This is a genomic window from Rhodovulum sp. DZ06 (assembly GCF_050586345.1).
Classification (GTDB): Bacteria; Pseudomonadota; Alphaproteobacteria; order Rhodobacterales; family Rhodobacteraceae; genus JBOCEF01.
In genome coordinates, this window is sequence record NZ_JBOCEF010000026.1 from 17,436 (window position 1) to 42,288 (window position 24,853).

At 72.6% G+C, this 24,853-nt stretch carries 18 protein-coding genes; 6 read left to right on the forward strand and 12 right to left on the reverse strand.

Annotated features, from left to right (window positions below):
- Positions 1 to 260 precede the first annotated feature (260 nt).
- The 5 genes from ACQ5SO_RS12605 (at position 261) to ACQ5SO_RS12625 (ending at position 7,716) form a co-directional block, all read left to right on the forward strand.
- Positions 261 to 977 (forward strand): hypothetical protein, encoded by a 717-nt coding sequence (locus ACQ5SO_RS12605; RefSeq protein WP_430941959.1) that lies wholly within the window; start codon positions 261 to 263, stop codon positions 975 to 977.
- Between the two features lie 111 nt (positions 978 to 1,088).
- On the forward strand, positions 1,089 to 2,324 hold the full coding sequence (locus tag ACQ5SO_RS12610) for a glycosyltransferase family 4 protein (RefSeq protein ID WP_430941960.1): 1,236 nt from the start codon (positions 1,089 to 1,091) through the stop codon (positions 2,322 to 2,324).
- A gap of 386 nt (positions 2,325 to 2,710) precedes the next feature.
- Entirely contained in the window at positions 2,711 to 3,799 is a 1,089-nt protein-coding gene (locus ACQ5SO_RS12615) for an HlyD family secretion protein (RefSeq protein ID WP_430941961.1), read from the forward strand.
- Positions 3,789 to 6,593, forward strand: coding sequence for a ribosome-associated ATPase/putative transporter RbbA (gene rbbA, locus ACQ5SO_RS12620; protein ID WP_430941962.1), 2,805 nt, complete (start codon positions 3,789 to 3,791; stop codon positions 6,591 to 6,593). Before ACQ5SO_RS12615 ends, rbbA begins: the two co-directional genes overlap by 11 nt.
- 1 nt (position 6,594) lies before the next feature.
- A complete protein-coding gene (locus ACQ5SO_RS12625) occupies positions 6,595 to 7,716 on the forward strand; it encodes an ABC transporter permease (protein ID WP_430941963.1) in 1,122 nt (373 codons plus the stop codon).
- Between the two features lie 41 nt (positions 7,717 to 7,757).
- Here the strand turns inward: ACQ5SO_RS12625 and ACQ5SO_RS12630 are convergent, their stop codons facing one another.
- The 9 genes from ACQ5SO_RS12630 to ACQ5SO_RS12670 form a co-directional block, all read right to left on the reverse strand.
- Positions 7,758 to 8,087, reverse strand: coding sequence for a hypothetical protein (locus tag ACQ5SO_RS12630; protein WP_430941964.1), 330 nt, complete (start codon positions 8,085 to 8,087; stop codon positions 7,758 to 7,760).
- Between the two features lie 357 nt (positions 8,088 to 8,444).
- A complete protein-coding gene (locus tag ACQ5SO_RS12635; protein ID WP_430941965.1) occupies positions 8,445 to 12,119 on the reverse strand; it encodes a vitamin B12-dependent ribonucleotide reductase in 3,675 nt (1,224 codons plus the stop codon).
- A 402-nt stretch (positions 12,120 to 12,521) separates the two neighbouring features.
- The gene (locus ACQ5SO_RS12640; RefSeq protein WP_430941966.1) at positions 12,522 to 13,295 is read right to left on the reverse strand and encodes a sulfite exporter TauE/SafE family protein; all 774 of its coding nucleotides are present in this window, start codon (positions 13,293 to 13,295) and stop codon (positions 12,522 to 12,524) included.
- A gap of 16 nt (positions 13,296 to 13,311) precedes the next feature.
- A complete protein-coding gene (locus ACQ5SO_RS12645) occupies positions 13,312 to 13,884 on the reverse strand; it encodes a GNAT family N-acetyltransferase (protein WP_430941967.1) in 573 nt (190 codons plus the stop codon).
- On the reverse strand, positions 13,881 to 14,732 hold the full coding sequence (gene sseA / locus ACQ5SO_RS12650; RefSeq protein WP_430941968.1) for a 3-mercaptopyruvate sulfurtransferase: 852 nt from the start codon (positions 14,730 to 14,732) through the stop codon (positions 13,881 to 13,883). The genes ACQ5SO_RS12645 and sseA overlap by 4 nt, the downstream gene beginning before the upstream one ends.
- A gap of 144 nt (positions 14,733 to 14,876) precedes the next feature.
- On the reverse strand, positions 14,877 to 15,641 hold the full coding sequence (locus tag ACQ5SO_RS12655; protein WP_430941969.1) for an SDR family NAD(P)-dependent oxidoreductase: 765 nt from the start codon (positions 15,639 to 15,641) through the stop codon (positions 14,877 to 14,879).
- On the reverse strand, positions 15,638 to 16,948 hold the full coding sequence (gene hisD, locus ACQ5SO_RS12660; protein ID WP_430941970.1) for a histidinol dehydrogenase: 1,311 nt from the start codon (positions 16,946 to 16,948) through the stop codon (positions 15,638 to 15,640). Before hisD ends, ACQ5SO_RS12655 begins: the two co-directional genes overlap by 4 nt.
- A 364-nt stretch (positions 16,949 to 17,312) precedes the next feature.
- Positions 17,313 to 19,415 carry a putative bifunctional diguanylate cyclase/phosphodiesterase gene (locus ACQ5SO_RS12665; RefSeq protein ID WP_430941971.1) on the reverse strand — a complete coding sequence of 701 codons (2,103 nt, stop codon included), beginning with the start codon at positions 19,413 to 19,415 and terminating at the stop codon, positions 17,313 to 17,315.
- Positions 19,400 to 20,161, reverse strand: a complete 762-nt coding sequence (locus ACQ5SO_RS12670; protein ID WP_430941972.1) for a phosphate/phosphite/phosphonate ABC transporter substrate-binding protein — start codon at positions 20,159 to 20,161, stop codon at positions 19,400 to 19,402. Before ACQ5SO_RS12670 ends, ACQ5SO_RS12665 begins: the two co-directional genes overlap by 16 nt.
- A gap of 613 nt (positions 20,162 to 20,774) precedes the next feature.
- Here ACQ5SO_RS12670 and ACQ5SO_RS12675 point away from each other — a divergent pair.
- Entirely contained in the window at positions 20,775 to 21,707 is a 933-nt protein-coding gene (locus tag ACQ5SO_RS12675) for a 3-keto-5-aminohexanoate cleavage protein (RefSeq protein WP_430941973.1), read from the forward strand.
- 119 nt (positions 21,708 to 21,826) lie between these two features.
- On the opposite strand, the gene ACQ5SO_RS12680 is transcribed toward ACQ5SO_RS12675, so the two are convergent.
- The 3 genes from ACQ5SO_RS12680 to ACQ5SO_RS12690 all read right to left on the reverse strand — a co-directional run bounded on the left by ACQ5SO_RS12680 (position 21,827) and on the right by ACQ5SO_RS12690 (position 24,851).
- Positions 21,827 to 22,654, reverse strand: a complete 828-nt coding sequence (locus ACQ5SO_RS12680) for a GNAT family N-acetyltransferase (RefSeq protein ID WP_430941974.1) — start codon at positions 22,652 to 22,654, stop codon at positions 21,827 to 21,829.
- 96 nt (positions 22,655 to 22,750) lie between these two features.
- On the reverse strand, positions 22,751 to 23,779 hold the full coding sequence (locus ACQ5SO_RS12685) for an alpha/beta hydrolase fold domain-containing protein (RefSeq protein ID WP_430941975.1): 1,029 nt from the start codon (positions 23,777 to 23,779) through the stop codon (positions 22,751 to 22,753).
- A 13-nt stretch (positions 23,780 to 23,792) separates the two neighbouring features.
- Positions 23,793 to 24,851, reverse strand: a complete 1,059-nt coding sequence (locus ACQ5SO_RS12690) for a quaternary amine ABC transporter ATP-binding protein (protein WP_430941976.1) — start codon at positions 24,849 to 24,851, stop codon at positions 23,793 to 23,795.
- Positions 24,852 to 24,853 lie beyond the last annotated feature (2 nt).

A 24,853-nucleotide genomic window follows, 5' to 3' on the forward strand; every position in this document is an offset into this window, starting at 1 on the left:
CCTCACCTCACACAGCGGCCGATGGCTATCTGTTTTATTTCCATTCGGCAACAGGATGGCGGTCAGTTCGGAGAACGTTTCCGGGAATCGACGCAACGCGGCCCGGAGGACGCCGAAGGCCACCCTGCAAGACGTCATGCCGCGTCGCGGCGGGGCGCGCATCCCCGATCCGGGGGATTGCGCCGCGGAAACGCGCGCGGGACGGGCGGGCGGGCGCCGCGACGTCGGGGCCCGCGCCCCGCGCGCGCGGCGGCGCTAGGATGGCGCGTCCGGGGCGGCTCACGACGGGGGACCAGGCGCTGCAATTCATCTTCATGCTCACCCGCGACGACCGCACGGTCGAGGACGCCGAGGCGCGGCTCGAGGACGCCCTCGCCGCGGGCCTCACCTGCATCGGCTTCAAGGATGTCGGCCTGCCGATCCCGCGGCTCGCCGCCCTCCACCGCCGGATCAAGGCGGCGGGCGCGATCAGCGTGCTCGAAGTGGTGTCCGAGGACCCGGCGGCGGAACTCCGCTCGGTCCGCGCGGGGCTGGAGATCGGGGTGAACCGGATCCTGGGCGGCACGTCGCCCCGGGCGGCCGAGGCGCTGATCGCCGGAGCCCCCTCGGCGCCGCTCTACATGCCCTTCCCCGGCCGGGTCACCGGCAGCCCCAGCGTGCTGCACGGCCCGCAAGGGGACATCGTGGCCTCGGCGGCCGAGATCGCGGCCCGGCCCGGGGTGGGCGGGCTCGACCTGCTGGCCTGGCGCTTCGACGGGGACGTGCCCGCGCTGATCGCCGGGGTGGTGCGCGCGGCGGCGGGCAAACCGGTGGTGGTCGCCGGCTCCATCGACCGGCCCGAGCGGGTGGCGGCGGCGAAGGCGGCGGGGGCGGCGGGCTTCACCGTCGGCACCGCCGCGCTCGACGACGCCTTCGCGGGGGCCGTGGGGGATCTGCGCGCGCGCCTCGCCGCCATCCAGGCCATGGCCGCGGGCTGATCCGTCCCGGTTCTGCGTCCACATGTCCGTGGCCCCGCCGGGCCGCTTCGGCGATGGTCGCGGCGATTTCCAAAGCTGCCACGCATTCCAGACGACGAGGGGCCCGAGGCGATGAAGATCGGCTACCTGATGAATTCCTACCCGCGGGTGTCCACCACCTTCATCGGGCGCGAGATCGCGGGGCTCGAGGCGCAGGGGGTCGAGGTTCCACGCTTCGCCATGCGCCGCTGGGACGAGGGCGCGCTGACCGATCCGACCGATATCGAGGAGGCGGGCAAGACCGATTACATCCTCGAGGACGGCGGCGCGGCGCTGGTGAAGGGCTTCTTCGCCGAGCTGGCGCAGAACCCGGGCGGCGTGGCGAAGGCGCTGAAACTGTGGATCAAACTGCTGCTCAACGCCCGCGCCGGGCCGGTGCGGCACGCGGCCTACCTGCTCGAGGCCATCGCCCTGCGCCGCCGCTTCCGCAAGGACCCGGTCGCGCATCTGCACGCGCATTTCTCGACCAACGCGGCGGCGGCGGCGATGCTGTGCCGGGCGCTGGGGGGGCCGTCCTACTCCTTCACCGTGCACGGCCCGGACGAGTTCTTCGACCCCGAGAGCAACAGCCTGGGGATGAAGATCGAGCACGCGGCGTTCCTGAGCTGCATCAGCCATTTCTGCCGCAGCCAGTGCATGATCTTCGCGCCGGTCGAGGCCTGGGACCGGCTGCGCATCGTCCATTGCGGCGTGCGCCCGGCCTTCTATGCCGGGGAGGGCGCGGGGCGCGGCCGGGGCGAGGTGCTGTTCGTCGGGCGGCTCAGCCAGATCAAGGGCGGGCCGGTGCTGCTCGACGCCTTCGCGAAGGCGCGCGCCGCGCACCCCCATGCCACGCTGCGCATCATCGGCGATGGCGAGCAGCGCGAGATGCTCAAGGCCAAGGCGGTGGATCTCGGCATCGGCGGGGCGGTGCAGTTCGACGGGTACAGGACGCAGACCGAGGTCCGCGACGCGATGCAGGCGGCGGACCTGTTGATCCTGCCGAGCTTCGCCGAGGGCGTGCCGGTGACGCTGATGGAGGCGATGGCCTCGGGGCTGCCGGTGATCGGCAGCCGGGTGGCGGGCGAGGCCGAGCTGATCGACCATGGCGAGAACGGCTTCCTGGTGCATGCCGGGGATGTCGAGGGCTATGGCGAGGCGATGGCGACCCTTCTGGGGGATGCGGACCTGCGCGCGCGCATGGGCGCTTCGGGGCGCGCCAAGGTGGCCGCGGAGTTCGACCTCGACAAGGAGACGGCCTGGCTGGCCGAGCTGCTGCGCGGCGCCGCCGAGGGCACCCTGCCCGAGGGCCTGCGCCCCGGAGCCTGAAGTCCGGCGCCTGACGCCCCGTGGAGGGCGCAGGCCGGGTCAAGGATGGCCGCAGGCCACCGCCGCAGGCGGCTTGTCCTTGACGCGGCCGTAGCCCGACCCACGCTGGGACAAGCGACCTGACGGGAGCCCCGCTCCCTCAGGCGCTTCTCCAGCAATCTTCCCCGACGCCCTGCCCACGCCGCCGCCCGCCACCCCGGGCGCAGCAGACGCGCGTCGGGGGGTTCCAGGGGGGCGCCGCCCCCCTGGTTGGGGGTCCGGGGGCGAAAGCCCCCGCCTCACCTTGATCCAGCGCATTTACCGCGCCGCAACAAGCGCGCATCCTGCCCCGGTCCGCAAACCGCGCGCGCCCCCTCTCGCGCGCCGCCGCTCCCCGGAGGGCCGACATGCCCGAAGCCGCCCGCCTGCTGCTGCGCCGCGCCGTCGCCGCGCTGATCATCTTCGCCATCGCCTGGCTCGCCTGGGCCCGCTACGGCGCCCCGGACGAGGCCGAGGGCCTGTTCGGCGGCAATGGCCGCACCGAGGCGGTGGAGATCGACATCGCCGCCAAGTCCCCCGGCCGCATCGACGCGATCCTGGTCGACGAGGGCGACATGGTGGCGGAGGGCGACGTGGTCGTGCGCATGGACACCGCGACGCTCGACGCCCAGCTTCACCAGGCCCGCGCCGCGCAGGACATGGCCCTGATCGCCGTCGGCGCCGCAAAAAGCGCCGCGATCCAGGCCGAGGCGGAGCGCGAGGCCGCCCAGGCCGTGGTCGACCAGCGCCAGGCCGCGCTCGACGTCGCGAAGAAGCAATCGGACCGCGCCGCCGCCCTCGCCGCCCGCGGGGCCGCGCCCGAAAGCACCGCCGAGGATGCCGAGGCCGCCTGGCTCGGCGCCCGCGCTGCGCTCGCCGCCGCGAAGGCCCAGCGCGCGGCGGCGGATGCGGGGGTGGACGCCGCGCGCGCCCAGGTGGTCTCGGCCGAGGCGGGCGTCGTCTCGGCCCGCGCCACCACCGAGAGGATCGAGGCCGAGCTGGCCGACGCCGTCCTGCGCGCGCCGCGCGACGGCCGGGTCCAGTACCGCGTCGCCCAGCCGGGCGAGGTGACCGCCGCGGGCGCGCCCATCGTCAACCTCGTGGACCTCACGGACCTGCACGTCACCTTCTTCCTGCCGACGGCGCAGGCGGGGCGCGTGGCGCTGGGGACCGAGGCGCGGATCGTGCTCGACGCCGCGCCGGACCGCCCGATCCCGGCCCGCATCACCTATGTCGCCGACGTCGCCCAGTTCACGCCGCGCACGGTGGAGACGGCGGATGAGCGCGCCAAGCTGATGTTCCGCCTCAAGGCCCGGATCGACCCGGAGCTGCTGGCCCGGCACGAGACCCAGGTGAAGACCGGCCTGCCCGGCATGGTCTGGCTGCGCGAGGATCCCTCGGCCCCCTGGCCCACGGAGCTGGCCCTGCCCGCGCCGGAGGCCGGCGATGCCCGCTGAGGCGCCCTCCGCCGCGCCCGCCGCGCCCGTCGCCCCCGTCCCGCCCGGCCCCGCGCCCGCCCGCGTGCGCGGCGCGCGGCTGCGCTACCGCAAGACCATCGCGCTCGACGGCGTGGATTTCGACCTCGCGCCCGGGACCATCGCCGGGGTGATCGGCCCGGACGGGGTCGGCAAATCCTCGCTCCTCGCCCTGATCGCCGGGGCGCGCGCGATCCAGAAGGGCGAGGTGACCACCCTCGGCGGCGACATGCGCCGGCCCGGCGACCGGCGCCGGGTCTGCCCGCGCATCGCCTACATGCCCCAGGGGCTCGGGCGGAACCTCTACGCCACGCTGACGGTGCGCGAGAATATCGACTTCTTCGCCCGCCTCTTCGGCCATGGTCGGGCCGAGCGCGCAAGGCGGATCGAGGAGCTGACCCGCGCCACCGGCCTCGCCCCGTTCCTGGAGCGCCCCGCGGGCAAGCTTTCGGGCGGGATGAAGCAGAAGCTCGGCCTGTGCTGCGCGCTGATCCACGACCCGTCGCTCTTGATCCTCGATGAGCCGACGACGGGCGTCGATCCGTTCTCGCGCCGCCAGTTCTGGGACCTGGTGGACCGCATCCGCGCCCAGCGCCCGGGGATGAGCGTGCTGGTCGCGACGTCTTACATGGAAGAAGCCGCGCGGTTCGACCGCCTGACCGCCATGCAGGGGGGGCGGATCCTGGCCGAGGGCGCCCCCGCCGAATTGCTCGCCCGCACCGGCGCCGCGACCCTGGAAGACGCCTTCATCGCGCTGCTGCCCGAGGCGCAGCGCCGCGGGCATCGCCGCCCCGAGATCCCGCCCGCGCCCGCCTCGGACGGCCCCCCGGCCATCGAGGCCGAGGGGCTGACGCGGGTCTTCGGCGATTTCACCGCCGTCGACGGCGTGGACCTGAGCATTCCGCGCGGCCAGATCTTCGGCTTCCTCGGCTCCAACGGCTGCGGCAAGACCACCACGATGAAGATGCTCACCGGGCTGCTGGCGCCCAGCGCCGGGTCCGCGCGCCTGTTCGGCCGCGACGTCGCGGCGGGGGACATGGAGACGCGGGCGCGCACCGGCTACATGTCCCAGGGCTTCTCGCTCTACTCGGAGCTGACGGTGCGGCAGAACCTGGTGCTGCACGCCCGCCTGTTCGGGATGGAGGCCGCGGCGATCGAGCCGCGCTGCGCCGAGATGGCCGCGCGCTTCGGCCTCGGGGACGTGCTCGACGCGCTGCCGGAGTCGCTGCCGCTCGGGCTGCGCCAGCGCCTGTCGCTCGCCGTCGCCATGGTCCATGCGCCGCAGATGCTGATCCTCGACGAGCCGACCTCGGGCGTCGACCCGGTGGCCCGGGACGGGTTCTGGCAATTGCTGGGCGAGATCAGCCGCCGCGACGGGGTGACGATCTTCATCTCCACCCATTTCATGAACGAGGCCGAGCGCTGCGACCGCGTCAGCCTGATGCATGCGGGCCGCGTCCTCGCCACCGGCGCGCCGGAGGAGATCCGCGCGGCCCATGGCGGCGGCACGCTGGAAGACGCCTTCATCGAGGTGCTGGCGCGCGAGGAAGCCGCCTCGTCCGCGGGCGCCGCGCCCGAAACGCCGCCCGCGCCCCCCGCCCCCGTGCACCTGCCCGGCGCCCACCCGGCCGAGCGGGGCGCGCTGCGCCGCCTGTTCGACCCGGGCCGCGCCCTGACCTGGGCGCTGCGCGAGACCAAGGAGCTGATGCGCGACCCGTTCCAGCTCGCCATGGCGCTGCTCGGCTCGGTGGTGCTGCTCTGGGTCATGGGGGTGGGGATGAACATGGACGTGGACGGGCTCAGCTTCGCCGTGCTCGACCGCGACGACACCGCGCTCAGCCGCGCCTATGCGCAGGACCTCTCCGGCTCGCGCTATTTCGAGGAACGCGCCCCCCTCTACAGCCATGCCGAGATCGACCGGCGGATGGAGGCGGGGGACCTGACGCTGGCCCTCGAGATCCCCGAGGGCTTCGCCGCGGACATCGCCCGCGGACGGGCGGTGGAGATCGCCGCCTGGCTCGACGCCGCGATGCCGACCCGGGCCGAGACCGCCTCGGGCTACGTGCAGGGGATGCATGCGGGCTGGCTGGCGGAGCGGGCGCGCGCGGCGGGAGAGGCCGCCGCCGCCGCGCCGATCCGCATCGAGACGCGCTTTCGCTACAATCCCGACGTCCGCTCGCTGGTGGCGATGGCGCCGTCGACCATCCCGCTGCTGCTGATGATGATCCCGGCGATGCTCGCCGCCCTCTCGGTGGTGCGCGAGAAGGAGCTGGGCGCGATCACCAATTTCTACGTGACGCCGACCACGCGGCTCGATTTCCTCGTCGGCAAGCAGCTGCCCTATGCGGGGCTGTCTATGCTCAGCTTCTTCGCGATGACCGCCTTCACCGCGCTGGTCCTCGACGTGCCGCTGACCGGCAGCCTCGCGGCGCTGTCGCTGGGCGCCGCGCTCTATGTCTTCGCGGCGACGGCGATGGGGCTGCTGTTCTCGACCTTCATGCGCAGCCAGATCGCGGCGATCTTCGGAACCACCATCGGCACGGTGCTGCCCGCGGTCAGCTTCTCGGGCTTCGTGGACCCGGTTTCCTCGCTCGAGGGGGCGGGGCGGGTGATCGGGGCGATCTATCCCACCACGCATTTCCTCGACATCGCGCGGGGGACCTTCACCAAGGCGCTGGGGGTCGCGGATCTCTGGGCCGCCTACCCGTGGCTGCTGGCGGCGATCCCGGCGCTGCTCGGCCTCGCCGCCGCGGCGCTGCGCAAGCAGGAGGCATAGGATGCGCTGGTCCAACGTGCTGCACCTTGGGGTGAAGGAGCTGCGGGCGCTGGCCCGCGACCCGGTGATGATCGGGCTGATCGTCTGGGCGTTTTCGCTGGCGATCTACGCGGCGGCGACGTCGATGCCCGACACGCTGCACCGGGCGCCGGTCGCGGTGGCCGACCTCGACCGCTCGGGCCTGTCGCAGCGGATCGTGACGGGGCTGCGCCCGCCCCTGTTCACCCCGCCGCAGGACATCGCGCCGGACGCGGTGGACAAGCGGATGGATGCCGGGATCGACACCTTCGCCGTGTCGATCCCCCCGCATTTCCAGCGCGACGTGCTGGCGGGCCGGTCCCCGGCCATCGCCGTGGACGTGGACGCGACCCGAGTGGCGCAGGCCTTCGCCGGGGCGGGGTATATCGAGGCCATCGCGATGCAGGAGACGGCCGATTTCCTGGCCGGGCACGGGGTCGAGGCGACCGAGCCGGTGGCGCTGGCGCTGCGCGCGCGGTTCAACCCGGGGCTGGACCAGACCTGGTTCTCGGGGGTGATGGAGCTGATCAACAACGTCACCATCCTCGCCATCGTGCTGACCGGCGCGGCGCTGATCCGGGAGCGGGAGCACGGCACGGTGGAGCACCTGCTGGCGATGCCGGTCACCCCGGCCGAGATCATGGCCGCCAAGCTCCTGGCCATGGGCGCGGTGGTGCTGGGCGCCTGCGCGCTGTCGCTGACGCTGGTCTGCGAGGGGCTGCTGGGGGTGCAGGTGGCGGGCTCGATCCCGCTGTTCCTGGCGGGGGCGGGGCTGCATGTCTTCGCCGCCTGCGCGATGGGGATCCTGCTGGGGACCGCCGCGCGCTCGATGCCGCAATTCGGGCTGTTGATGATGATGATCGTGCTGCCGCTGCAGATGCTGTCGGGCGGGATGACGCCGTTCGAAAGCATGCCGGCGGAGCTTCGGGCGCTGATGTCGCTGACGCCCAACACCCATTTCGTGGCGCTGGCGCAGGCGATCCTGTTCCGCGGCGCGGGGCTGGACGTGGTCTGGCCGCATTTCGCGGCGCTGGCGGCGCTGGGAGCGGCGCTGCTGGGCGCGGCGCTGGCGCGGATGCGGGCCTCGATCGGCGAGATGGGCTGAGGGGGGGGAGGGCCCCTCTGGCCCCACTCCCCCCTGCCCGGTCAGGCGCGGTGGATGACCACCTTCGTGTGCAGCGACAGCCACAGCACGTAGAGGATGGCGTAGACCGCGGCCGCGGTCCCGGCGCCGAACTGCGGAATGCAGAGCAGCGCGGCCAGGGTCGCGCCCGCCCAGGCGCCGTCCTGGCGGGCGGGCGGCATCCGGCGCAACACGGCCTTAAGCGGCGCGCGCAGCCCGGCGCAGACCAGGATGAACACCAGGAACCCGGCGAGGCCGCCGAACGCCTCGACCGCGCTCCAGAGGCCCAGCAGCAGCGGGAAGATCACCCAGTTGCGCAGCTTCACGCGCACATCCGTCCGGCGCCTGACCATAATCCCCTCCTTGGGCCTGTCGGCTTTAAATCAAATCTTCATAAAGCCTAGCGCGGAGGGCGGGAGGACGCCGCCGGGAACAGCGTTAACGGTGAAAATTAAGTAAAATGCGCCGGGGCGGAGCCGGGGCCGGGGCCGGGGCCGGGGCCGGCGCGCATGAAAAAGGGGCGGATCGGCCCCTCATCCGATCCGCCCCGAAGGCATGCGCCCGTTGGCCGGGCTTGTGTCGGTCGTTCCAGGCTTCTTCTGCTGCTCGCGGTTCCCGCCTGCGGCCTGTTCGGTCGATGGCGCGGGGGGCGGCCTGCCCGTCCCCTGCGCGGGGTCGCGTGCGTCCCTCGTCGGACCTCGCGGTTATCCTCAGCTGCAGCCGCTGGTGCCGCCGCAGGTGTTGCACTTCAGGCAGGTGCCGTTGCGCACCAGGGTGAAGTTCCCGCACTCGCCGCACGGGTCGCCCTCATAGCCCTGCATCCGGGCCTTGGCGCGGTCGTCCATCGCCGGGGCGACGGCCTCGGCCACAGCGGCGGCCACGGCCATCGTCTCCATCGCCGCGACGGCCGAGCCGCCGGAGCCGCCGGACACCGCGCCGGTGGTGCGCAGCCCCGAGATGCCCTCGGGCAGGCGCTTGCGCAGGTAGCCGGGCGAGGAGACCTCGCGCAGCATGGCGACGGCGGCGTCCGAGACGGTCTTCTCGGCGGGGGTGACGTTGGCCTTCCCCTCTTCCTCGCCGCGGCCCATCTCGTCCCAGCGCGTCCCTTCGGGCTGCACATGGGCGAGGTCGGTGCGGTCGAGATAGCTCACCGCCAGCTCGCGGAAGATGTAGTCGAGGATCGAGGTCGCGTTCTTGATGCTGTCGTTGCCCTGCACCATGCCCGCGGGTTCGAAGCGGGTGAAGGTGAAGGCCTCGACGAACTCCTCGAGCGGGACGCCGTACTGCAGGCCGACCGAGATCGCGATGGCGAAGTTGTTCATCATCGCGCGGAAGGCGGCGCCTTCCTTGTGCATGTCGATGAAGATCTCGCCCAGGCGGCCGTCCTTGTATTCGCCCGTGCGCAGATAGACCTTGTGCCCGCCGACGATGGCCTTCTGGGTGTAGCCCTTGCGGCGCTCGGGCAGCTTCTCGCGCGCGGCGGCCTCGCGGGCGGCCTCGCGGATCACCACCTTCTCGACGATCTTCTCGGCGATCAGGCTGGCGCGCTCGGCCGGGGCGGCGGCGGCCATCTCCTCGACCAGGTCCTCGGCCGCGTCCTCGTCCTCCAGCAGCTTGGTGGCCAGCGGCTGCGAGAGCTTGGAGCCGTCGCGGTAGAGGGCGTTGGCCTTCACGCCCATGCGCCAGGAGCGCTCATAGGCTTCGAGGCAGTCCTCGATGGTGGCGTCGCCGGGCATGTTGATGGTCTTGGAGATGGCGCCCGAGATGAAGCTCTGGGACGCGGCCATCATGTCGATATGGCTGTTCACCGACAGGTAGCGCTTGCCGGTCTTGCCGCAGGGGTTGGCGCAGTCGAAGACCGGCAGGTGCGCGTCTTCAAGATGCGGCGCCCCCTCGAGGGTCATGGTTCCGCAGACATGCAGGTTGGCCGCGTCGATCTCGTCCTTCGAGAAGCCCATGTGCTTGAGCAGGCTGAACTCCGGGTCGTTCATCTGCGCATCGGTCACGCCCAGCGCGTCGCGGCAGAAATCGGCCCCGAGGGTCCACTGGTTGAACACGAAACCGATGTCGAAGGCGGTCGGCAGGGCCTCTTCGACCTTCTGCAGCTCTTCCGGGCCGAAGCCGCGCTTGGCCAGCGCCTCGTGCCCCAGCGCCGGGGAGCCGGCGAGGGTGCCGTAGCCGACGGCGTGGCGGATGATGTCCTCGATCTGCGCCGGGGAATAGCCGAGCGCGTCGAGCGCGGCGGGCACCGAGCGGTTGATGATCTTGAAGTAGCCGCCGCCGGCGAGCTTCTTGAACTTCACCAGCGCGAAGTCCGGCTCGATCCCGGTGGTGTCGCAGTCCATCACCAGGCCGATGGTCCCGGTGGGGGCCACGACCGAGGTCTGGGCGTTGCGGTAGCCGTGCTTCTGGCCGAGCTCGAGCGCGCGGTCCCAGGCGGCGCGGGCGCGGGTGATCATCTCCGGGTCCGGGCAGGACACGTGGTCGAGCGGCACCGGCTTCACCGCGAGGCCCTCGTAGCCCTCGGTCTCGCCCATCGCGGCGCGGCGATGGTTGCGCATCACCCGCAGCATGGCGTCGGCGTTGCGGGCATAGCCCGGGAAGGCGCCGACCTCGGAGGCGATCTCGGCCGAGGTCTCGTAGGCGACGCCGGTCATGATCGCGGACAGGGCGCCGCAGACGGCGCGGCCGGCGGCCGAGTCGTAGGGCAGGCCCATGTTCATCAGCAGCCCGCCGATATTGGCGAAGCCGAGGCCGAGCGTGCGGTAGTCGTAGGAGCGCTGGGCGATCTCGGGCGACGGGAACTGCGCCATCAGCACCGAGATTTCCAGCGTCAGGGTCCAGATGCGGACCGCGTGCTCATAGCTTTCGAGGTCGACCACGCCCTCGTTGTAGAAGGTCAGCAGGTTCATCGACGCCAGGTTGCAGGCGGTGTCGTCGAGGAACATGTATTCCGAGCACGGGTTCGAGCCGCGGATCTGGCCGTCATTCGGGCAGGTGTGCCAGGCGTTGATCGTGTCGTGGTACTGGATGCCCGGATCGGCGCAGGACCAGGCGGCGTGGCCGATCTGCTCCCACAGGTCGCGCGCCTTGACGGTGCGGGCGATCTGGCCGTCGGTGCGGCGGATCAGCTCCCAGTCGTCATCGTTGCGCACGGCCTCGAGGAAGGCGTCGGTGACGCGGACCGAGTTGTTGGAGTTCTGGCCCGAGACGGTGACGTAGGCCTCGGAGTCCCAGTCGGTGTCGTAGGTCGGGAACTCGATCGAGGCGTAGCCCTGGCGGGCGTACTGGAGCACGCGGCCGACATAGGTCTCGGGGATATGGGCGCGGCGGGCGCCCTTGATCGCCATCTTCAGGGCGTGGTTCTTCTTGGGGTCGAACGCCGCCTCTTCCTCGCCGTCCCAGGTGCGGACCGCTTCGAAGATCTCGTTCAGACGCTCTTCGTGCATGCGGGAGCCGGCGACGAGCGAGGCCACCTTCTGCTCTTCACGCACCTTCCAGTTGATGAATTCCTCGATATCCGGGTGATCCATATCGCAGATCACCATCTTCGCCGCGCGGCGCGTGGTGCCGCCCGACTTGATGGCGCCCGCGGCGCGGTCGCCGATCTTGAGGAAGGACATCAGGCCCGAGGACCGCCCGCCGCCGGCCAGCGGCTCGCCCTCGCCGCGCAGGCTGGAGAAGTTGGTGCCGGTGCCGGAGCCGTATTTGAACAGCCGCGCCTCGCGGGTCCACAGGTCCATGATGCCGCCGTCATTCACCAGGTCGTCGGAGACGGACTGGATGAAGCAGGCATGGGGCTGCGGATGCTCATAGGCGGTCTTGGATTTCACCAGCTCGCCGGTCTCGAAATCGACGTAGTAGTGGCCCTGGGACGGGCCGTCGATGCCGTAGGCCCAGTGCAGGCCGGTGTTGAACCACTGCGGGCTGTTCGGCGCGCCCATCTGGGCGGCCAGCATGAAGCGCATCTCGTCGTAATAGGCGCGCGCGTCTTCCTCGGCGGTGAAGTAGCCGCCCTTCCAGCCCCAGTAGGTCCAGGCGCCCGCCAGGCGGTCGAAGACCTGGGTGGCCGAGGTCTCGCCGGTGGTGCGGCGATCCTTGGCGAGGCGCTTGAGGCGCTCCTCGTCGGGGATCGAGCGCTGCAGCCACTCGGGCACGCCCTCTTCTTCCACCTTCACCATCGCGGTAGGCACGCCCGCCTTGCGGAAGTATTTCTGCGCCAGCACGTCGGCGGCCACCTGGGACCAGTCCGCGGGCACATCCATGTCCGACAGCTTGAACACGACCGAGCCGTCGGGATTGCGAATCTCCGACGAGGCTTTGCGAAACTCGATCGCGGCGTAGGGCGAGGCGCCTTCCTGGGTGAAGCGACGGTGGATCTGCATGGGGCTGTCCCTGGCTCGGTGTTTCCGCGGACGCGCCCCGGGGCGAGGGGGCGCGCCTGGCGCCGCTTGCGGGCGCATGCTCAGCATATTGTGGTCTTGGGGGGTCACGGACCCCGGGGCGAGGGGGTTGGGACACTAGATGTAGCGCTCCGTCTCGCCCTGTGCCCCGAAGGATAGACGAGCCTGCCCGGGCATCAAGACAGTTTTTACACACCCGATCCAGATTTCGTTGTTGACCCCCGGCCGCCCACCACCCCTAGGAGAACGAATTAGCAACGCTCACAGATAGCCCACATCTTGTGCTTGAGTTATGCACAGACTCGCTGTGGACCGATCGGGCAGTCCGCAAGGGGTTAACCAAGAGTTAATCGAAAACCGAAACCCGCGGCGTGTGACACGGGATCAGGACGCGCCCCGGATCGCCTGCAACGCGAGATTCGCGGCGAGAATCGTCAGCCCGATCCGGAAGGCGGCGCGGAACCGCGATTCGGGCATCCGCCGCAGCAGCCCCGCCCCGGCGCGGGTCCCGAGATAGCCGGTGCAGACCATGGCCGCGATCAGCGGCGCCCAGTCGGCCCAGGCGAAGCCGACGATCCCGAACACGAGCGTCTTGAGAAGGTGCTGCGCCGTCATCGCGCCGGCATTGGTCGCCACGACCGTCTCTCGCCCGAAGCCCTGGACCGAGATCAGCGCCGCCACCAGCGGCCCGGTAGCCCCGAGGAACATGGTCAGCGCCGTGGTGACCGCCCCGCCGCCCGCCGCGCCCCAGGGGCCCGCAAGCCCCCTGCCCGCGCTCGGCTTCGGCCCCCACACGAGGGCCAGCACGAAGCCTGCCAGCACGATCTTCAGAAGCGTCTCGGGCAGCGCCACCACAACCGAGCCTCCGACCGCCGCGCCGAGGCAGGCGCCCGGCAGGAAGGCCAGCAGGAAGCCGCGGTCGACATGCACGCGCAACAGCGCCGCCCGCCCGGCATTGGAGCCGAGCTGCACCACGCCATGCACCGGGATCAGCGCCGCGACCGGCAGGAAGACGCCCATCAGCGCCATCAGGGCCAGCCCGCCGCCGACGCCGAAACCCGCCGTCATCGCCGATGTGAAAAAGCTCGCCGCGATCAGCAGCAGCGACGCGGCGGGGCCGAGGACCTCGGGCGTCAGCGCCGCCGCCAGCGCCTCCATCCCCGCCGTCCCGCCGTCAGTCTGCGCGCGGGGCGAGCGGGCGGGTCAGCGCCCGGGTCTCGGTCCGCCGGTCCACCGGCATGAACCCGGCGCGCTGGTAGAGCGGAAGCGCCCGCGCGTGGTCGAGCGTGTTGGTCGAGACGGTCATCTTCTCGACCCCCGTCCGCTCCCAGCCCATGCGCACCGCCTCGCCCAGCAGCCACTTGCCGTAGCCGCGGCCGAGCAGTTCGGGCGCGAGGCCGAAATAGAGCAGCTCGCACACCCCGCGGTCGCGGTGGTCGAGCATGAAGAACCCGCCCGGCCAGCCGTCATGCATCAGCACGTAAAGCGCGACGTCGTCATCGTGCAGCAGCGCCTGGAGCTCCTCCGGGTCGTCGCCATGCCGGTCGGTCCACTCGTACTGCTCCCCCACCACGTCATAGAGGTGGTAGAACCAGCGCAGCGGCGGCTCGACCGAGCGCACCAGCGTCAGCGGCGCGGCCATCGGCATCGGCGGGTACGGGCCCGCGGGCCGCTCGGTCATCTCCAGCGTGGTGACGATGACCTCGACCTCCTCGCCCGGCCCCGGCATCTCCCCCGCGCCGGTCATCCGACTTCGACCTTGAGGTCCGGGTACATGCCCCATTCGGCCCAGGACCCGTCATAGACCGAGTGCTGCCGGTGCCCGAGGCGTTCCAGCGCGAGGTCGAGGATGCAGGCGGTCACGCCCGACCCGCAGGAGGAGATGACGGGCTTGCCGAGATCGACGCCCGCTTCTTCGAAGGCCGCGCGCAGCCCGGCCTCGTCCTTCAGGGCGCCGTCCTCGCCGATCAGGGTCGCGTAATGCACGTTCTTCGAGCCGGGGATATGGCCGGAGCGCAGGCCGGGCCGCGGCTCGGGCGCCTCGCCGCGGAACCGGGCGGGGCCGCGGGCGTCGACGATCTGCTCGTCGCCAAGCTTGGCCGCCATCGCCACCTGCGTCACGTCCCGCACCAGCGAGGCGTTGCGGCGGGCGGTGAAGTGCCGCTCGCGCGGCATCGGCGGCAGGTCCTCGGTCGGGCGCCCTTCCGCGATCCATTTCGGCAGCCCGCCGTCGAGCACCGCGACGTCCCGGTGCCCGAACAGGCGCAGCATCCACCAGGCGCGCGCGGCGCTGAACAGCCCCGCCTGGTCATAGACCACCACCCGGTGCCCGTCGCCGACGCCGAGGCGGCGCATGCGGGAGACGAATTTCTCCACCGGCGGCGCCATGTGCGGCAGCGCGCTGCGGGTGTCGGCGATCTCGTCGATGTCGAAGAAGACGGCGCCGGGGACATGCGCCGCGGCGTACTCCGCCTTCGCGTCGCGCCCCGTGTCCGGCATGTGCCAGGAGGCGTCGAACACCTTCACGTCAGGGGCCGAGAGATGGTCTTCCAACCACTGGGTGCTGACGAGCTGCTGCGCGTCGCTCTGGGACATGGGCGGCGGTCCTTTCGGCGGGACATGTCGGGTGAGGTTCATGAGTATTGGAGCCCGCCCGCGGGATCAAGCCGCGGGGGCGCCGCGACGCGGCGGCGCCCCCCGGTTTTTCGTCGCTCCCCCCGGGCGGCCCGGACCGGCGCCTCAGGCCGCGGTCCAGCCGCCATCGACCAGCAGCGCGGTCCCGGTGACCAGCGCCGCGGCGTCGGAGGCGAGGAACACCGCCGCCCCGGCGATGTCGCCCGCCGTGCCGACCCGCCCGAGGGCGATCTTCGACTGCACCCAGGCGAGTTTTTCCGGGTCGGCGAAGGTCGGCTCGGTCAGCGGGGTGCGGATGAAGGTCGGGCCGATGGTGTTGACCCGGATCCCGTGCGCGCCCCATTCCAACGCCATGCCCTTGGTGAAGCCCTCGACGGCGTGCTTGGTGGCGGAATAAAGCGCTCGTTCCGGCCCCGAGACATGGCCCATCTGGGAGGAGACGGTGATGATCGAACCCGGTTTCCCGGCGGCGATCAGCCCGTTCGCCACCGCCTGCGCCAGGAAATAGGCCCCGCGGAAATTGCCCGAGGCGACGGCGTCGAAATCCTCGGGCGTGGTTTCCGCGGCCTTGGAATGGCGCGCGAGGCCGGCCGAGTTCACCAGGATGTCGAACGGGCCCGCCGCGCTGACGGCGGCGCGCATCCCCTCCACGTCGTCGAGGTCGAGCTGCATGGCGTGGGCGGCGTGGCCCTCGGCGCGCAGGGCCTCGACGGCCTCCTCCACCGGGCCCATGCGGCGGGCGGCGACCGTCACTTCCGCCCCGGCGCGGGCCAGCCCCGCGGCGCAGCCCAGCCCGATGCCGGAGGATCCCCCGGCCACCAGCGCCCGGCGGCCCGTCAGGTCGAAATTCGGCGTGTCCGGCAGCATCATTCCGCGGCCTCCCCATAGGGCACGTTCTTGCCGCCATAGCGGCGCACGCGCAGGTTGGCCTGCTCGGCATGGCCGACGAAGCCCTCGAGCATGCACAGGCGGGAGCAATACGCCCCCATCTCGGCCGCGGCCGCGTCGGTCGTGACCTTCTGGTAAGAGTGGGTTTTCAGGAACTTGCCGACCCAGAGCCCGCCCGTGTAGCGCCCGGCCTTCTTGGTGGGCAGCGTGTGGTTGGTGCCGATCACCTTGTCGCCATTCGCCACGTTGGTGCGCGGCCCGAGGAACAGCGCCCCGTAGGAGGTCATGTTCTCGAGATACCAGTCGTCGCGGTCGGTCATCACCTGCACATGCTCCGAGGCGATGTCGTTCGCGACCTCGAGCATCTCCTCGTGCGCGTCGCAGAGCCAGACCTCGCCATAATCGCGCCAGGAGGCGGCGGCGGTCTCGGCGGTCGGCAGGATCTGCAGCAGGCGGTCGATCTCGGCCAGGGTGGCGGTCGCCAGCGCCTCGGAATTGGTCACGAGGACGGCGGGCGAGTTGTAGCCATGCTCGGCCTGGCCCAGCAGGTCGGTGGCGCACATCTCGGCGTCCACCGTGTCGTCGGCGATGACCATGGTTTCCGTGGGTCCGGCGAAGAGGTCGATCCCGACCCGGCCGAAGAGCTGCCGCTTGGCCTCGGCCACGAAGGCGTTGCCGGGGCCGACGAGCATGTGGACGGGGTCGAGCGTCTCGGTGCCCAGCGCCATGGCGCCGACGGCCTGGATGCCGCCGAGGCAGAGGATCTCGTGCGCGCCGCCCATCTGCATCGCCGCGACGATGGCCGGGTGGGGGGCGCCGTTCACCGGCGGGGCGCTGGCGACGATGCGCGGGACGCCCGCCACCGCGGCGGTCAGCACGGACATGTGCGCCGAGGCGACCATGGGGAACTTGCCGCCCGGCACGTAGCAGCCGACGGATTGCACCGGGATGTTGCGGTGGCCGAGGATGACGCCGGGGACGGTCTCGACCTCGATATCCGTCATGCTGGCCCGCTGCGCCTCGGCGAAGCGGCGGATCTGGGCCTGGGCGAAGCGGATGTCCTCCATGTCGCGGGTGGAGACCTTCTGCATCGCCGCCTCGATCTCGGAGGGGGTGAGGCGGAAGGCGCCCGGGCTGTAGCCGTCGAATTTCGCCGAGAGCTCGCGCACGGCGGCGTCGCCGCGGGTCTCGATGTCGGCGAGGATGGTTTCCACCGTCTCGCGCACCTTGCGGTCGTCTTCGGCCTTGTCGGCCTCGGGCTTGCCGCCCTTGAGTTTTCGGATCGCCATGGCTGGGCCTCCCCTCCCGTCGCGTGTGGATCGCGCCCCCCCTTGGCGCGCGGCGGGCGCGCACGGGGGCGAGGGGAATGGATCGCATGACGCCGCGGGGAACGGCAATGCGCGCGGGCGGGCGCGGAAGGGTTTTCCGGCAGGCGGAAGCGGGGAGGGGCGGCGCCCGGGATGGCGGGCGCGGGCGTGCGGCCGGGCTTGGGGAGGCACGGGGCCTCCCGCGCGCCCGCCCGGCGCCGCCGGGGGCGGCGCGCGCGGGGCGGCGGGCCGGGGCGCCCGGACCCGACGTTCAGGCGCGTTCAGGCCCCGCGTTCAGGCCCCGCGCCCAGGCCAATCCCCCAGGTCCTGCGCCCAGTCCCGGCGCTCAGGCCCGGCGGGCGGCGTCCAGCGGCGTGGCGGCGGCGCGGGCGTCGAGCCAGTCCGACAGCTCGTCCGGCGGCATCGGGTGGGCGATGACATAGCCCTGCGCCGTGTCGCAGCCCGCCTCGCGCAGCGCCTGCAGCTCGCCCGCGGTCTCCACCCCCTCGGCCAGGGTCTCGATCCCCAGCGCTTGGCCGATGCCGATCAGCGCGTCCACCAGCCGCCGCTTCTGCGGGTCGGCATCCACGCCGGACACCAGGCTGCGGTCGATGCGGATCCGGCTGACCGAGCGTTCGGAGAGCATGGGCAGCGAGGCGCGGCCCGCCCCGAAGGCGCCCAGCTCGATATGGAAGCCGCATTCGACCAGCAGCCCGAGGGTCTCGTCCCCGCGCCCGCCCTGCGCCTCGATCACCGCGCCCTCGCGGACCTCGAGACCGATATCCCCGGCGTCGATCCCGTGGCGGCAGATCACGGTGGCGAGGCGCTCGGGCGTGCGCTCATCCCGCAGCTGCCCGGGGGGCAGGTTGAAGCCGAGGCGCAGCGGCGCCTCCCGCGGGCGGGCGGCGCGGCGGGCGGCGAGCCAGGCGCAGGCCTTGTCGCGCACGATGTCGTCGATCTCCACCAGCAGGTCGCCGTCGCCCACCGCCTCCATGAACTGGCCGGGGGGGACGAGGCCGCGCTCGGGGTGGCGCCAGCGGGCCAGCGTCTCGACCCCCGTCACCACCCCGTCGCAGAGGCGCAGCTGGGGCTGCAGCAGGGGCAGGAAATCGGCCATCTCGAGGCCGCGGCGGACCTCCTCGACCACGCGGGCGCGGGCCTCCACCCGGCGGCGCATGCGGTCGTCGAACAGGGTGACGCGGCCGCGCCCGCCTTCCTTGGAGGCGTAGAGCGCGATGTCGGCGTTGATCATCGCCAGCTCCGCCTCGCCCTCGGTCGCGCCGGGCGAGAGGCGGGCGATGCCGACGCTGGCCCCGACGCAGAGCGTCTCGCCCGCGAAGGGCACCGGCTCGCACACCGCGCCGATCAGGTCCTCGGCCAGCTCCGTCAGCTCGGCGTCCGGGCCGTCGGGAAGGGCCAGCACGAACTCGTCCCCGCCGATCCGCGCGACGATCCCGGTCTCGGGCGTGCGCTCGCGCAGGCGGCGGGTGACCTCGGCCAGCACCACGTCCCCGGCCTTGTGCCCCTTGGTGTCGTTGACCAGCTTGAAGCGGTCGAGATCGACATGCAGCAGCGCCAGCCCGCGCGCGGCGGGCGCGGCGCGCCAGCGGTCGAGGAACTGGCGCAGGCCGATGCGGTTGGCGGCGCCGGTCAGGTGGTCCGAGCCGATGCGGCGGTCGAGGCGGCGGCGTTCCTCGCGCAGCGCCGCGCTCATCTGGTTGAAGCCCGCGGCGGCGCGGCTGATCTCGTCCCCCCCGTCCTCTGGCAGGCGGAAATCGACATCGCCCGAGGCGATGCGGTCTGCGCCGTCGCGCAGCAGCAGGATGCGGCGCGACAGGTGGCCGGAGAACCAGAGCGCGGCGGCGAGCAGCCCCGCGAGGCCGACGGCGGCGGCGGCGAGGTTGAAGGCGAGCAGCCCCTGCACCCGGCCCGCCGCCGCCTCGGTCGGCATGCGCAGGCGCAGCCAGCCGATATGCCCCGAGGGGCCGTCGACGGAGCGCAGCGTCTCGAGCGAATCCTCGTGGAAGGTGAATTCGCCCTGGGCCGGGGTCGCCTCGCCCTCGGACGGGTCGTGCAGGTAGAAGCCGTCCATGTGCTCCGCCCCCGGGGGCGCGGGCGCGTCATCCGCGTGCGGGACCGAGTAGGCGACCGGCGGCAGGCTCTCGCCCGCCTCGGCCATCATGTGCAGGTGGGCGTCGAGCAGCGAGGCGTGGCTGACCAGCTCGGACCGGGCCAGCTCGTCCAGCACCGCGTCCACGGTGGCGATGTCATAGGACAGGGCGGCGTCGAGCAGCGCGCGCCGGCCCATGCCCGAGGCGAAATCCGCCTCGACCCGCATCTGCTCGCGCGCCATGCGCGTCGCCCAGACGACGTTGCCGAGGATGAAGGCGGCCAGGAACGCCGCCTGGAGCGCCAGCACCCCGAGGATGAGCTTCAGTCGGAAAGACATTGCGACCGCCATGCAAGCTGGAGCCCCGCGTCCTGGGGCGGGATGCCGAGCGCGCGCACGTCGTCCCAGGCCGCGTCGTCGGCGAGCTCGAACGCGGTGAATCCGAGCGGCGCGAGCGGCTGCTGCGGCGCCGCCCCGGCGTCGGCGAGGGCCATGCGCAGGCGGGCGCGGACCATCTTCGGCACCTGCGGCCCGACGGCCACGGCATGGGGGGTGTAGCCCTCGGTCTGGTGGATCACCACCAGCTGGTCCTGCACCTCGAGCGGCATGGTGCGCAGGGTGCGCATCACCCCGCCCCCGGCCGGGATCAGGCCGCGCGCGACGGCGAGGTAGACGGATTCGTGGCTGCGCACGTAGCGCGGCATGAAGGCGATGCCGCGGGCCCGCAGCTCGGCCCGCTGCACCAGGCTGGCGCCGAAGGCGGCGGGCGAGGGAAAGGCGATGGGCCGCCCCTCGAGGTCCTCGGGCGTGCGGATCGGCCCGTCGCGCTTCGCCACCAGCACGCCGTGCAGCCGGTCGCCGCGCCGGTGGGCGACGGCGCGGTAGCCGGGATCGGCGTTGAAGGTCACGAAGTGATAGGGGTTCATGTAGGCGATGTCGTAGGCCCCGCGCGCGAGGCAGCTTTCGAAGGCGGGGATGTCGGCGGCGGTGACCAGCCGCACCGGCGCCCCCATGCGGCGCGAGAGCCATTCGGCCAGCGGCGTCCAGGCGCGCAGGGTGGCGGCGGCGCTTTTCTGCGGCACCACGGCGAAGGTGAGGGGGGCGGCGGCGAGGGGGGCGGCGCTTCCGCCCGGCGCGGCGGCCGCCGGCAGGCCGCACAGGGCCAGCAGCGCGCCGAGCGCGGCCGCGAGGACGCGCCGGCGGGGCCGCGCGGGCGCGGCGGCGGCGCGCGCCGCGCACCCCGCGGCCCACGCGCCGACCGACGCGCAACCCGGGCCCCGCGCCCATGGCGCCAGTCCACCCGGCGTCCGGGATCGGCGCGCCCGGGATCGCCGCGCGGCGTCTCCCCGTGCGGCGTCTCCCCGCGCGGCGTCTCCCCGTGCGTCGTCTCCCCGCGCGGCGTCTCCCCGTGCGCCGTCGCCACGTGCGCCGTCGCCACGCGCGCCGTCTCCCTGCGCCGCGTCTTCTCGCGCGCCGCGTCTTCGCGCCCCGGCCGCAAGGCGCCGCCATTGCGTCATCATCATCCGCTCCCACCGCACATGGGACCGGGGATACGGGGCCTGCCTTGCGATGCAGTTAATCGCGCGCTTGGCGCGGCGCCGCGCGACGTGCTTTGCTCTGGCCCGGGGCCGCCCGCATCACGCACGGCCCCGGCGACAGGGCGGAGCAACCGCCCGGCGAACAGGGAGAGAAGCCGCCATGACCACCGCGGGAAAGACCATCATCACCTGCGCGGTGACCGGGTCCATCCACACCCCGTCCATGTCCCCGCACCTGCCGGTGACCCCCGAGGAGATCGCCGACGCCGCCGTCGGCGCGGCCGAGGCGGGGGCGGCCATCGTCCACCTGCACGCGCGCGACCCGAAGGACGGCCGCCCGGACCAGAGCCCCGAGGCCTTCGCGCCGATCCTCGCCTCCATCCGCCAGCGCACCAACGCGGTGGTCAACATCACCACCGGCGGCTCTCCGACCATGAGCGTCGAGGAACGCATGCGCCCGGTGGTCGAATTCAAGCCCGAGGTCGCCAGCCTCAACATGGGCTCGATGAATTTCGGCCTCTACCCCATGCTGAACCGCTACAAGGACTTCCAGCATGACTGGGAGGAGCCGCTGCTCGCGGGTTCGAAGGACCGGATCTTCAAAAACACCTTCCAGGACATCGAGAACATCCTGACGGCCTGCGCCGAGAACCAGACACGGTTCGAGATCGAGTGCTACGATATCGGCCACCTCTACACGCTGGCGCATTTCGTCGACCGCGGGCTGGTGACGCCGCCCTTCTTCGTCCAGTCGGTGTTCGGGATCCTGGGCGGGATCGGCCCGCACCCCGAGGACGTCGCCCACATGAAGCGCACCGCCGACCGGCTGTTCGGCGACGCCTACCGCTGGTCGGTGCTGGGCGCGGGGGCTGCGCAGATGCGCATCGCGGCGCAGGCGGCGGCGATGGGCGGCAACGTGCGGGTGGGACTGGAGGACAGCCTCTGGCTCGGCAAGGGGCGCCTGGCCGAGAGCAATGCCGAGCAGGTCACGAAGGTGCGCGGCATCCTCGAGGGGCTGGGCTGCGAGATCGCGACCCCGGACGAGGCGCGCGAGATCCTGCAGCTCAAGGGCGGCGACCGGGTGAATTTCTGAGCCCCCGCCGGGGCGGCGCCTGCCGGGGGACCGGCGGGCGGCGCCCCGGGACGCCCCCGGGCGCGCAGGCCGGGTCCGGCGGCGGCGGCCCCTGCCGACGCCCCCTCAGCCGATCCCCCTCAGCCGATGCCCTGGTCGGACAGGCCGAACACGGTCGGGCGCGGGGTGCGCGCGCCGCGGCGCATGAAGGTGACCCGCGACATGCAGGGCAGCCCGAAGCCCTGCACCGCCGCGGCGAAGGCGCCGTCCCCGTCCGCATCCACCCGCAGGTAGCGCCCGGCGCGGCCCTGCATCAGCTTTGCGACCAGCGCCGCGGCGGTCTCGGCATCCCCTGCGATCACCGGGCCGATCTCTTCCCCGAAGCCGAAGGGACGGCGCGCGGCCCAGGCGGTCAGCCCGTCCGGGCCGCGGACCCCGATCGCCTCCGCCTCCGGGTTCGCCAGGAAGGCGGCGATGGTCTGGCGCCGGTCGGCCTGGAAATGGCGGCGGTCGAGGGCGCAGATCTCGGCCAGCGCGTCGGGGCCGAGCCCGACGGCGCCGAGCACAGGCGCCCGGGGCGCGCGCGCGAGCACGCCCTGCAGCTGCAGCACCTCCCCCTCCGCCGCGAAGCCGAGCTTTTCATAGAGCGGGCGCCCCTCCGCGGTGGCCCAGAGGCGCAGCTCCCGCCCCGCCGCCAGCTCCATCGCCCCCTCCACCGCCCGGCGCCCGAGGCCCCTGCCCCGGGCCGCGCGGTCCACCAGCACGTTGGAGATGCCGCCGACGTCCGGCCCCAGCGGCGTGGTCAGGGTGCAGGCGAGCACGCGCCCGTCCTCCTCCAGCGCCACGCCTTCCGAGCGCGCGAGGTGGAATTCCCAGTCCGCGATCCGGGGCGGCCAGTTCTCGGCATCCGACAGGGCCTTGCCCGCGGGAATGTCGGCGGGGCGGAAGGGACGCATGTGGACGGTCATGAAATGGCTCCGCGGCAAAGGGAACAAGGGCGGAACAGTTAAGGCGCCGCGCCCCGCCCGCGCAACCCGCGCCGGGCCGGGACGCCCCGGACCGCCTCAGCCCCCGGCATGGGCGGCGCAGAACCCGGCGAGGGCGGCGAGCGCGTGGCGCCCCTCGGGGATGTCCGCCGCCGGGAAGACGTGGAACATCTGCGAATAGACCCGAAGCTGCGTGGCGGGGGATTTCGCGGCCCAGCGGCGCGCGTCCGACAGCAGCATGTCCCGATCCCCCACCGCGATCATCGTGGGCGGCAGCCCCTCGGGCGCGGCATGGAGCGGGCTGACCGAGGGCGCCTCGACCGCCCGCCCCCCGGCCCAGAGGGTCCCCGCCTCGCGCAGGAAGCCCGGCGTCAGGATCGCGTCGCGCCGGGCGAGGCGGCGCTGGTCCGGCCCCGCGGCGGCGACGTCGAGCCAGGGCGCGATCAACGCCAGCGCGGCGGGCAGGGGCAGGCCCCGGTCGCGCAGGCGGCAGGCGAGCGACAGCGCCAGCCCGCCCCCCGCGGAATCGCCGCACAGGACCACGCGGGACGCGCCCTGGGCGCCCGCCAGGGCGTGCCACGCGGCCTCGGCCGCCTCGAGACCCTGCTCCACCTCCGCCTCGGGGGCGAGGGGGTAGAGCGGGATGGCGATCTCGGCCCCCGAGGCGGCGGAGAGGCCCGCCAGCAGGGTCCAGTGCGGGTCGATCAGGTCGAAGAGATACCCGCCGCCGTGGAAATAGAGGATCCGCCAGGGCGCGGGGGCGGCCCCGGTCGGCGGAGAGAGGACGAAGCGGCGCCCGCCGGGCCCGTCCTCCTCGCGCACCCGCGGGGCGAGGGCGGCCGGGGGGCGCGCGGGACCCGCGGCGCGGTCGGCGGAGATCCGCTCGGAGATCGGCGTGGCGCGGCGGCGGCGCATGGCGACCGGCAGCAGCAGGCGCGACAGCAGCAGCCCGCGCAGGCTCGGGGCGCAGGGCGGCGGCGGCACGGCGGCGGGAGCGGCGGGGGCGGCGCGCCCCTGCCCGGCCCCGCCCCCCGTCCCGGCGCCCGTCCCTGAAGGCGACGAGGGCGAGGCCGATCCGGCCCCGCCCCCCGTGTCTTTCCCGGTCATCGACCCGCGCCCCTCAGGCCGCGCCCGCCCGCAGCCCCGCTTCCGAGGCCGCGGTGGGCACCAGCGCCTTCACCAGGTCGGTCATGTGCAGGATGCCGACCTGCGCGCCCTCGTGCATCACCCGGTAGTTGCGGGTGGTGTCGCCCTCGGACTTGCCGATCACGCTCTCGAGGTTGTCGTTGGCCTGCACCTCGCCCGCGCAATTCACCGGCTCGGCGGTCGACTTCTCCATCACCGAGCGCACGCGCAGCACGCGGGCGCGGTTGATGTCCGAGATGAAGTCGACGATGTACGGGTCGTTCGGGTGCAGCAGGATCTCCTGCGGCTCGCCCTGCTGGACCACGGCGCCGTCCTTGAGGATCACCAGGTGATCGGCCAGCTTCAGCGCCTCATCGAGGTCATGGGTGATGAAGATGATGGTCTTGTGCAGCTCGGCCTGGAGTTCGAGCAGCAGGTCCTGCATGTCGGTGCGGATCAGCGGGTCGAGCGCCGAGAACGCCTCGTCCATCAGCATGATGTCCGAGTCCGAGGCCAGCGCCCGGGCGATGCCGACGCGCTGCTGCATGCCGCCCGACAGCTGGGCCGGGTAGCTGCCCTCGAAGCCCGAGAGGCCGACGCGGTCGAGCCACTTCTTGCCCTCGCGGTCCGCCACGTCCTCGCCCTCGCCGCGGATGCGCCGGGACATGCCCGCGTTGTCCAGCACCGTGCGGTGCGGGAACAGCGCGAACTTCTGGAACACCATGGACATGCGGGTCTTGCGCATCTCCAGCAGCTGCTGCGGCCCGAGCTTCATCACGTCGTCGCCGTCGACGAGGATCTCGCCCGCCGTCGGCTCGATCAGCCGGTTGAGGTGCCGGATCAGCGTCGACTTGCCGGACCCCGAGAGGCCCATGATGACGGTGATCTCGCCCGGCTGCATGTCGACATTGATGTCCTGCAGGCCGAGCACGTGGCCATGCGTCTCCAGCAGCTCGGGCTTGCCCATGCCGGCGCGGACATGGGTCAGCGCCGCCAGGGGGTCCTCGCCGAAGATCTTGTAGAGACCGCGGATGGAAACCTTGGGTTGCGTCATGT

What these genes read in the sequence shown, in the direction of transcription:
- ACQ5SO_RS12665 (WP_430941971.1), bottom strand. Translation starts at nt 19,415, where the DNA reads ATGTCTTTCCGACTGAAGCTCATCCTCGGGGTGCTGGCGCTCCAGGCG.
- ACQ5SO_RS12630 (WP_430941964.1), bottom strand. Translation starts at nt 8,087, where the DNA reads ATGGTCAGGCGCCGGACGGATGTGCGCGTGAAGCTGCGCAACTGGGTG.
- hisD (WP_430941970.1), bottom strand. Translation starts at nt 16,948, where the DNA reads ATGGCGATCCGAAAACTCAAGGGCGGCAAGCCCGAGGCCGACAAGGCC.
- ACQ5SO_RS12645 (WP_430941967.1), bottom strand. Translation starts at nt 13,884, where the DNA reads ATGACCGGCGCGGGGGAGATGCCGGGGCCGGGCGAGGAGGTCGAGGTC.
- ACQ5SO_RS12690 (WP_430941976.1), bottom strand. Translation starts at nt 24,851, where the DNA reads ATGACGCAACCCAAGGTTTCCATCCGCGGTCTCTACAAGATCTTCGGC.
- ACQ5SO_RS12680 (WP_430941974.1), bottom strand. Translation starts at nt 22,654, where the DNA reads ATGACCGTCCACATGCGTCCCTTCCGCCCCGCCGACATTCCCGCGGGC.
- rbbA (WP_430941962.1), top strand. Translation starts at nt 3,789, where the DNA reads ATGCCCGCTGAGGCGCCCTCCGCCGCGCCCGCCGCGCCCGTCGCCCCC.
- ACQ5SO_RS12605 (WP_430941959.1), top strand. Translation starts at nt 261, where the DNA reads ATGGCGCGTCCGGGGCGGCTCACGACGGGGGACCAGGCGCTGCAATTC.
- ACQ5SO_RS12655 (WP_430941969.1), bottom strand. Translation starts at nt 15,641, where the DNA reads ATGATGCTGCCGGACACGCCGAATTTCGACCTGACGGGCCGCCGGGCG.
- ACQ5SO_RS12615 (WP_430941961.1), top strand. Translation starts at nt 2,711, where the DNA reads ATGCCCGAAGCCGCCCGCCTGCTGCTGCGCCGCGCCGTCGCCGCGCTG.
- ACQ5SO_RS12625 (WP_430941963.1), top strand. Translation starts at nt 6,595, where the DNA reads ATGCGCTGGTCCAACGTGCTGCACCTTGGGGTGAAGGAGCTGCGGGCG.
- sseA (WP_430941968.1), bottom strand. Translation starts at nt 14,732, where the DNA reads ATGTCCCAGAGCGACGCGCAGCAGCTCGTCAGCACCCAGTGGTTGGAA.
- ACQ5SO_RS12610 (WP_430941960.1), top strand. Translation starts at nt 1,089, where the DNA reads ATGAAGATCGGCTACCTGATGAATTCCTACCCGCGGGTGTCCACCACC.
- ACQ5SO_RS12635 (WP_430941965.1), bottom strand. Translation starts at nt 12,119, where the DNA reads ATGCAGATCCACCGTCGCTTCACCCAGGAAGGCGCCTCGCCCTACGCC.
- ACQ5SO_RS12685 (WP_430941975.1), bottom strand. Translation starts at nt 23,779, where the DNA reads ATGACCGGGAAAGACACGGGGGGCGGGGCCGGATCGGCCTCGCCCTCG.
- ACQ5SO_RS12640 (WP_430941966.1), bottom strand. Translation starts at nt 13,295, where the DNA reads ATGGAGGCGCTGGCGGCGGCGCTGACGCCCGAGGTCCTCGGCCCCGCC.
- ACQ5SO_RS12675 (WP_430941973.1), top strand. Translation starts at nt 20,775, where the DNA reads ATGACCACCGCGGGAAAGACCATCATCACCTGCGCGGTGACCGGGTCC.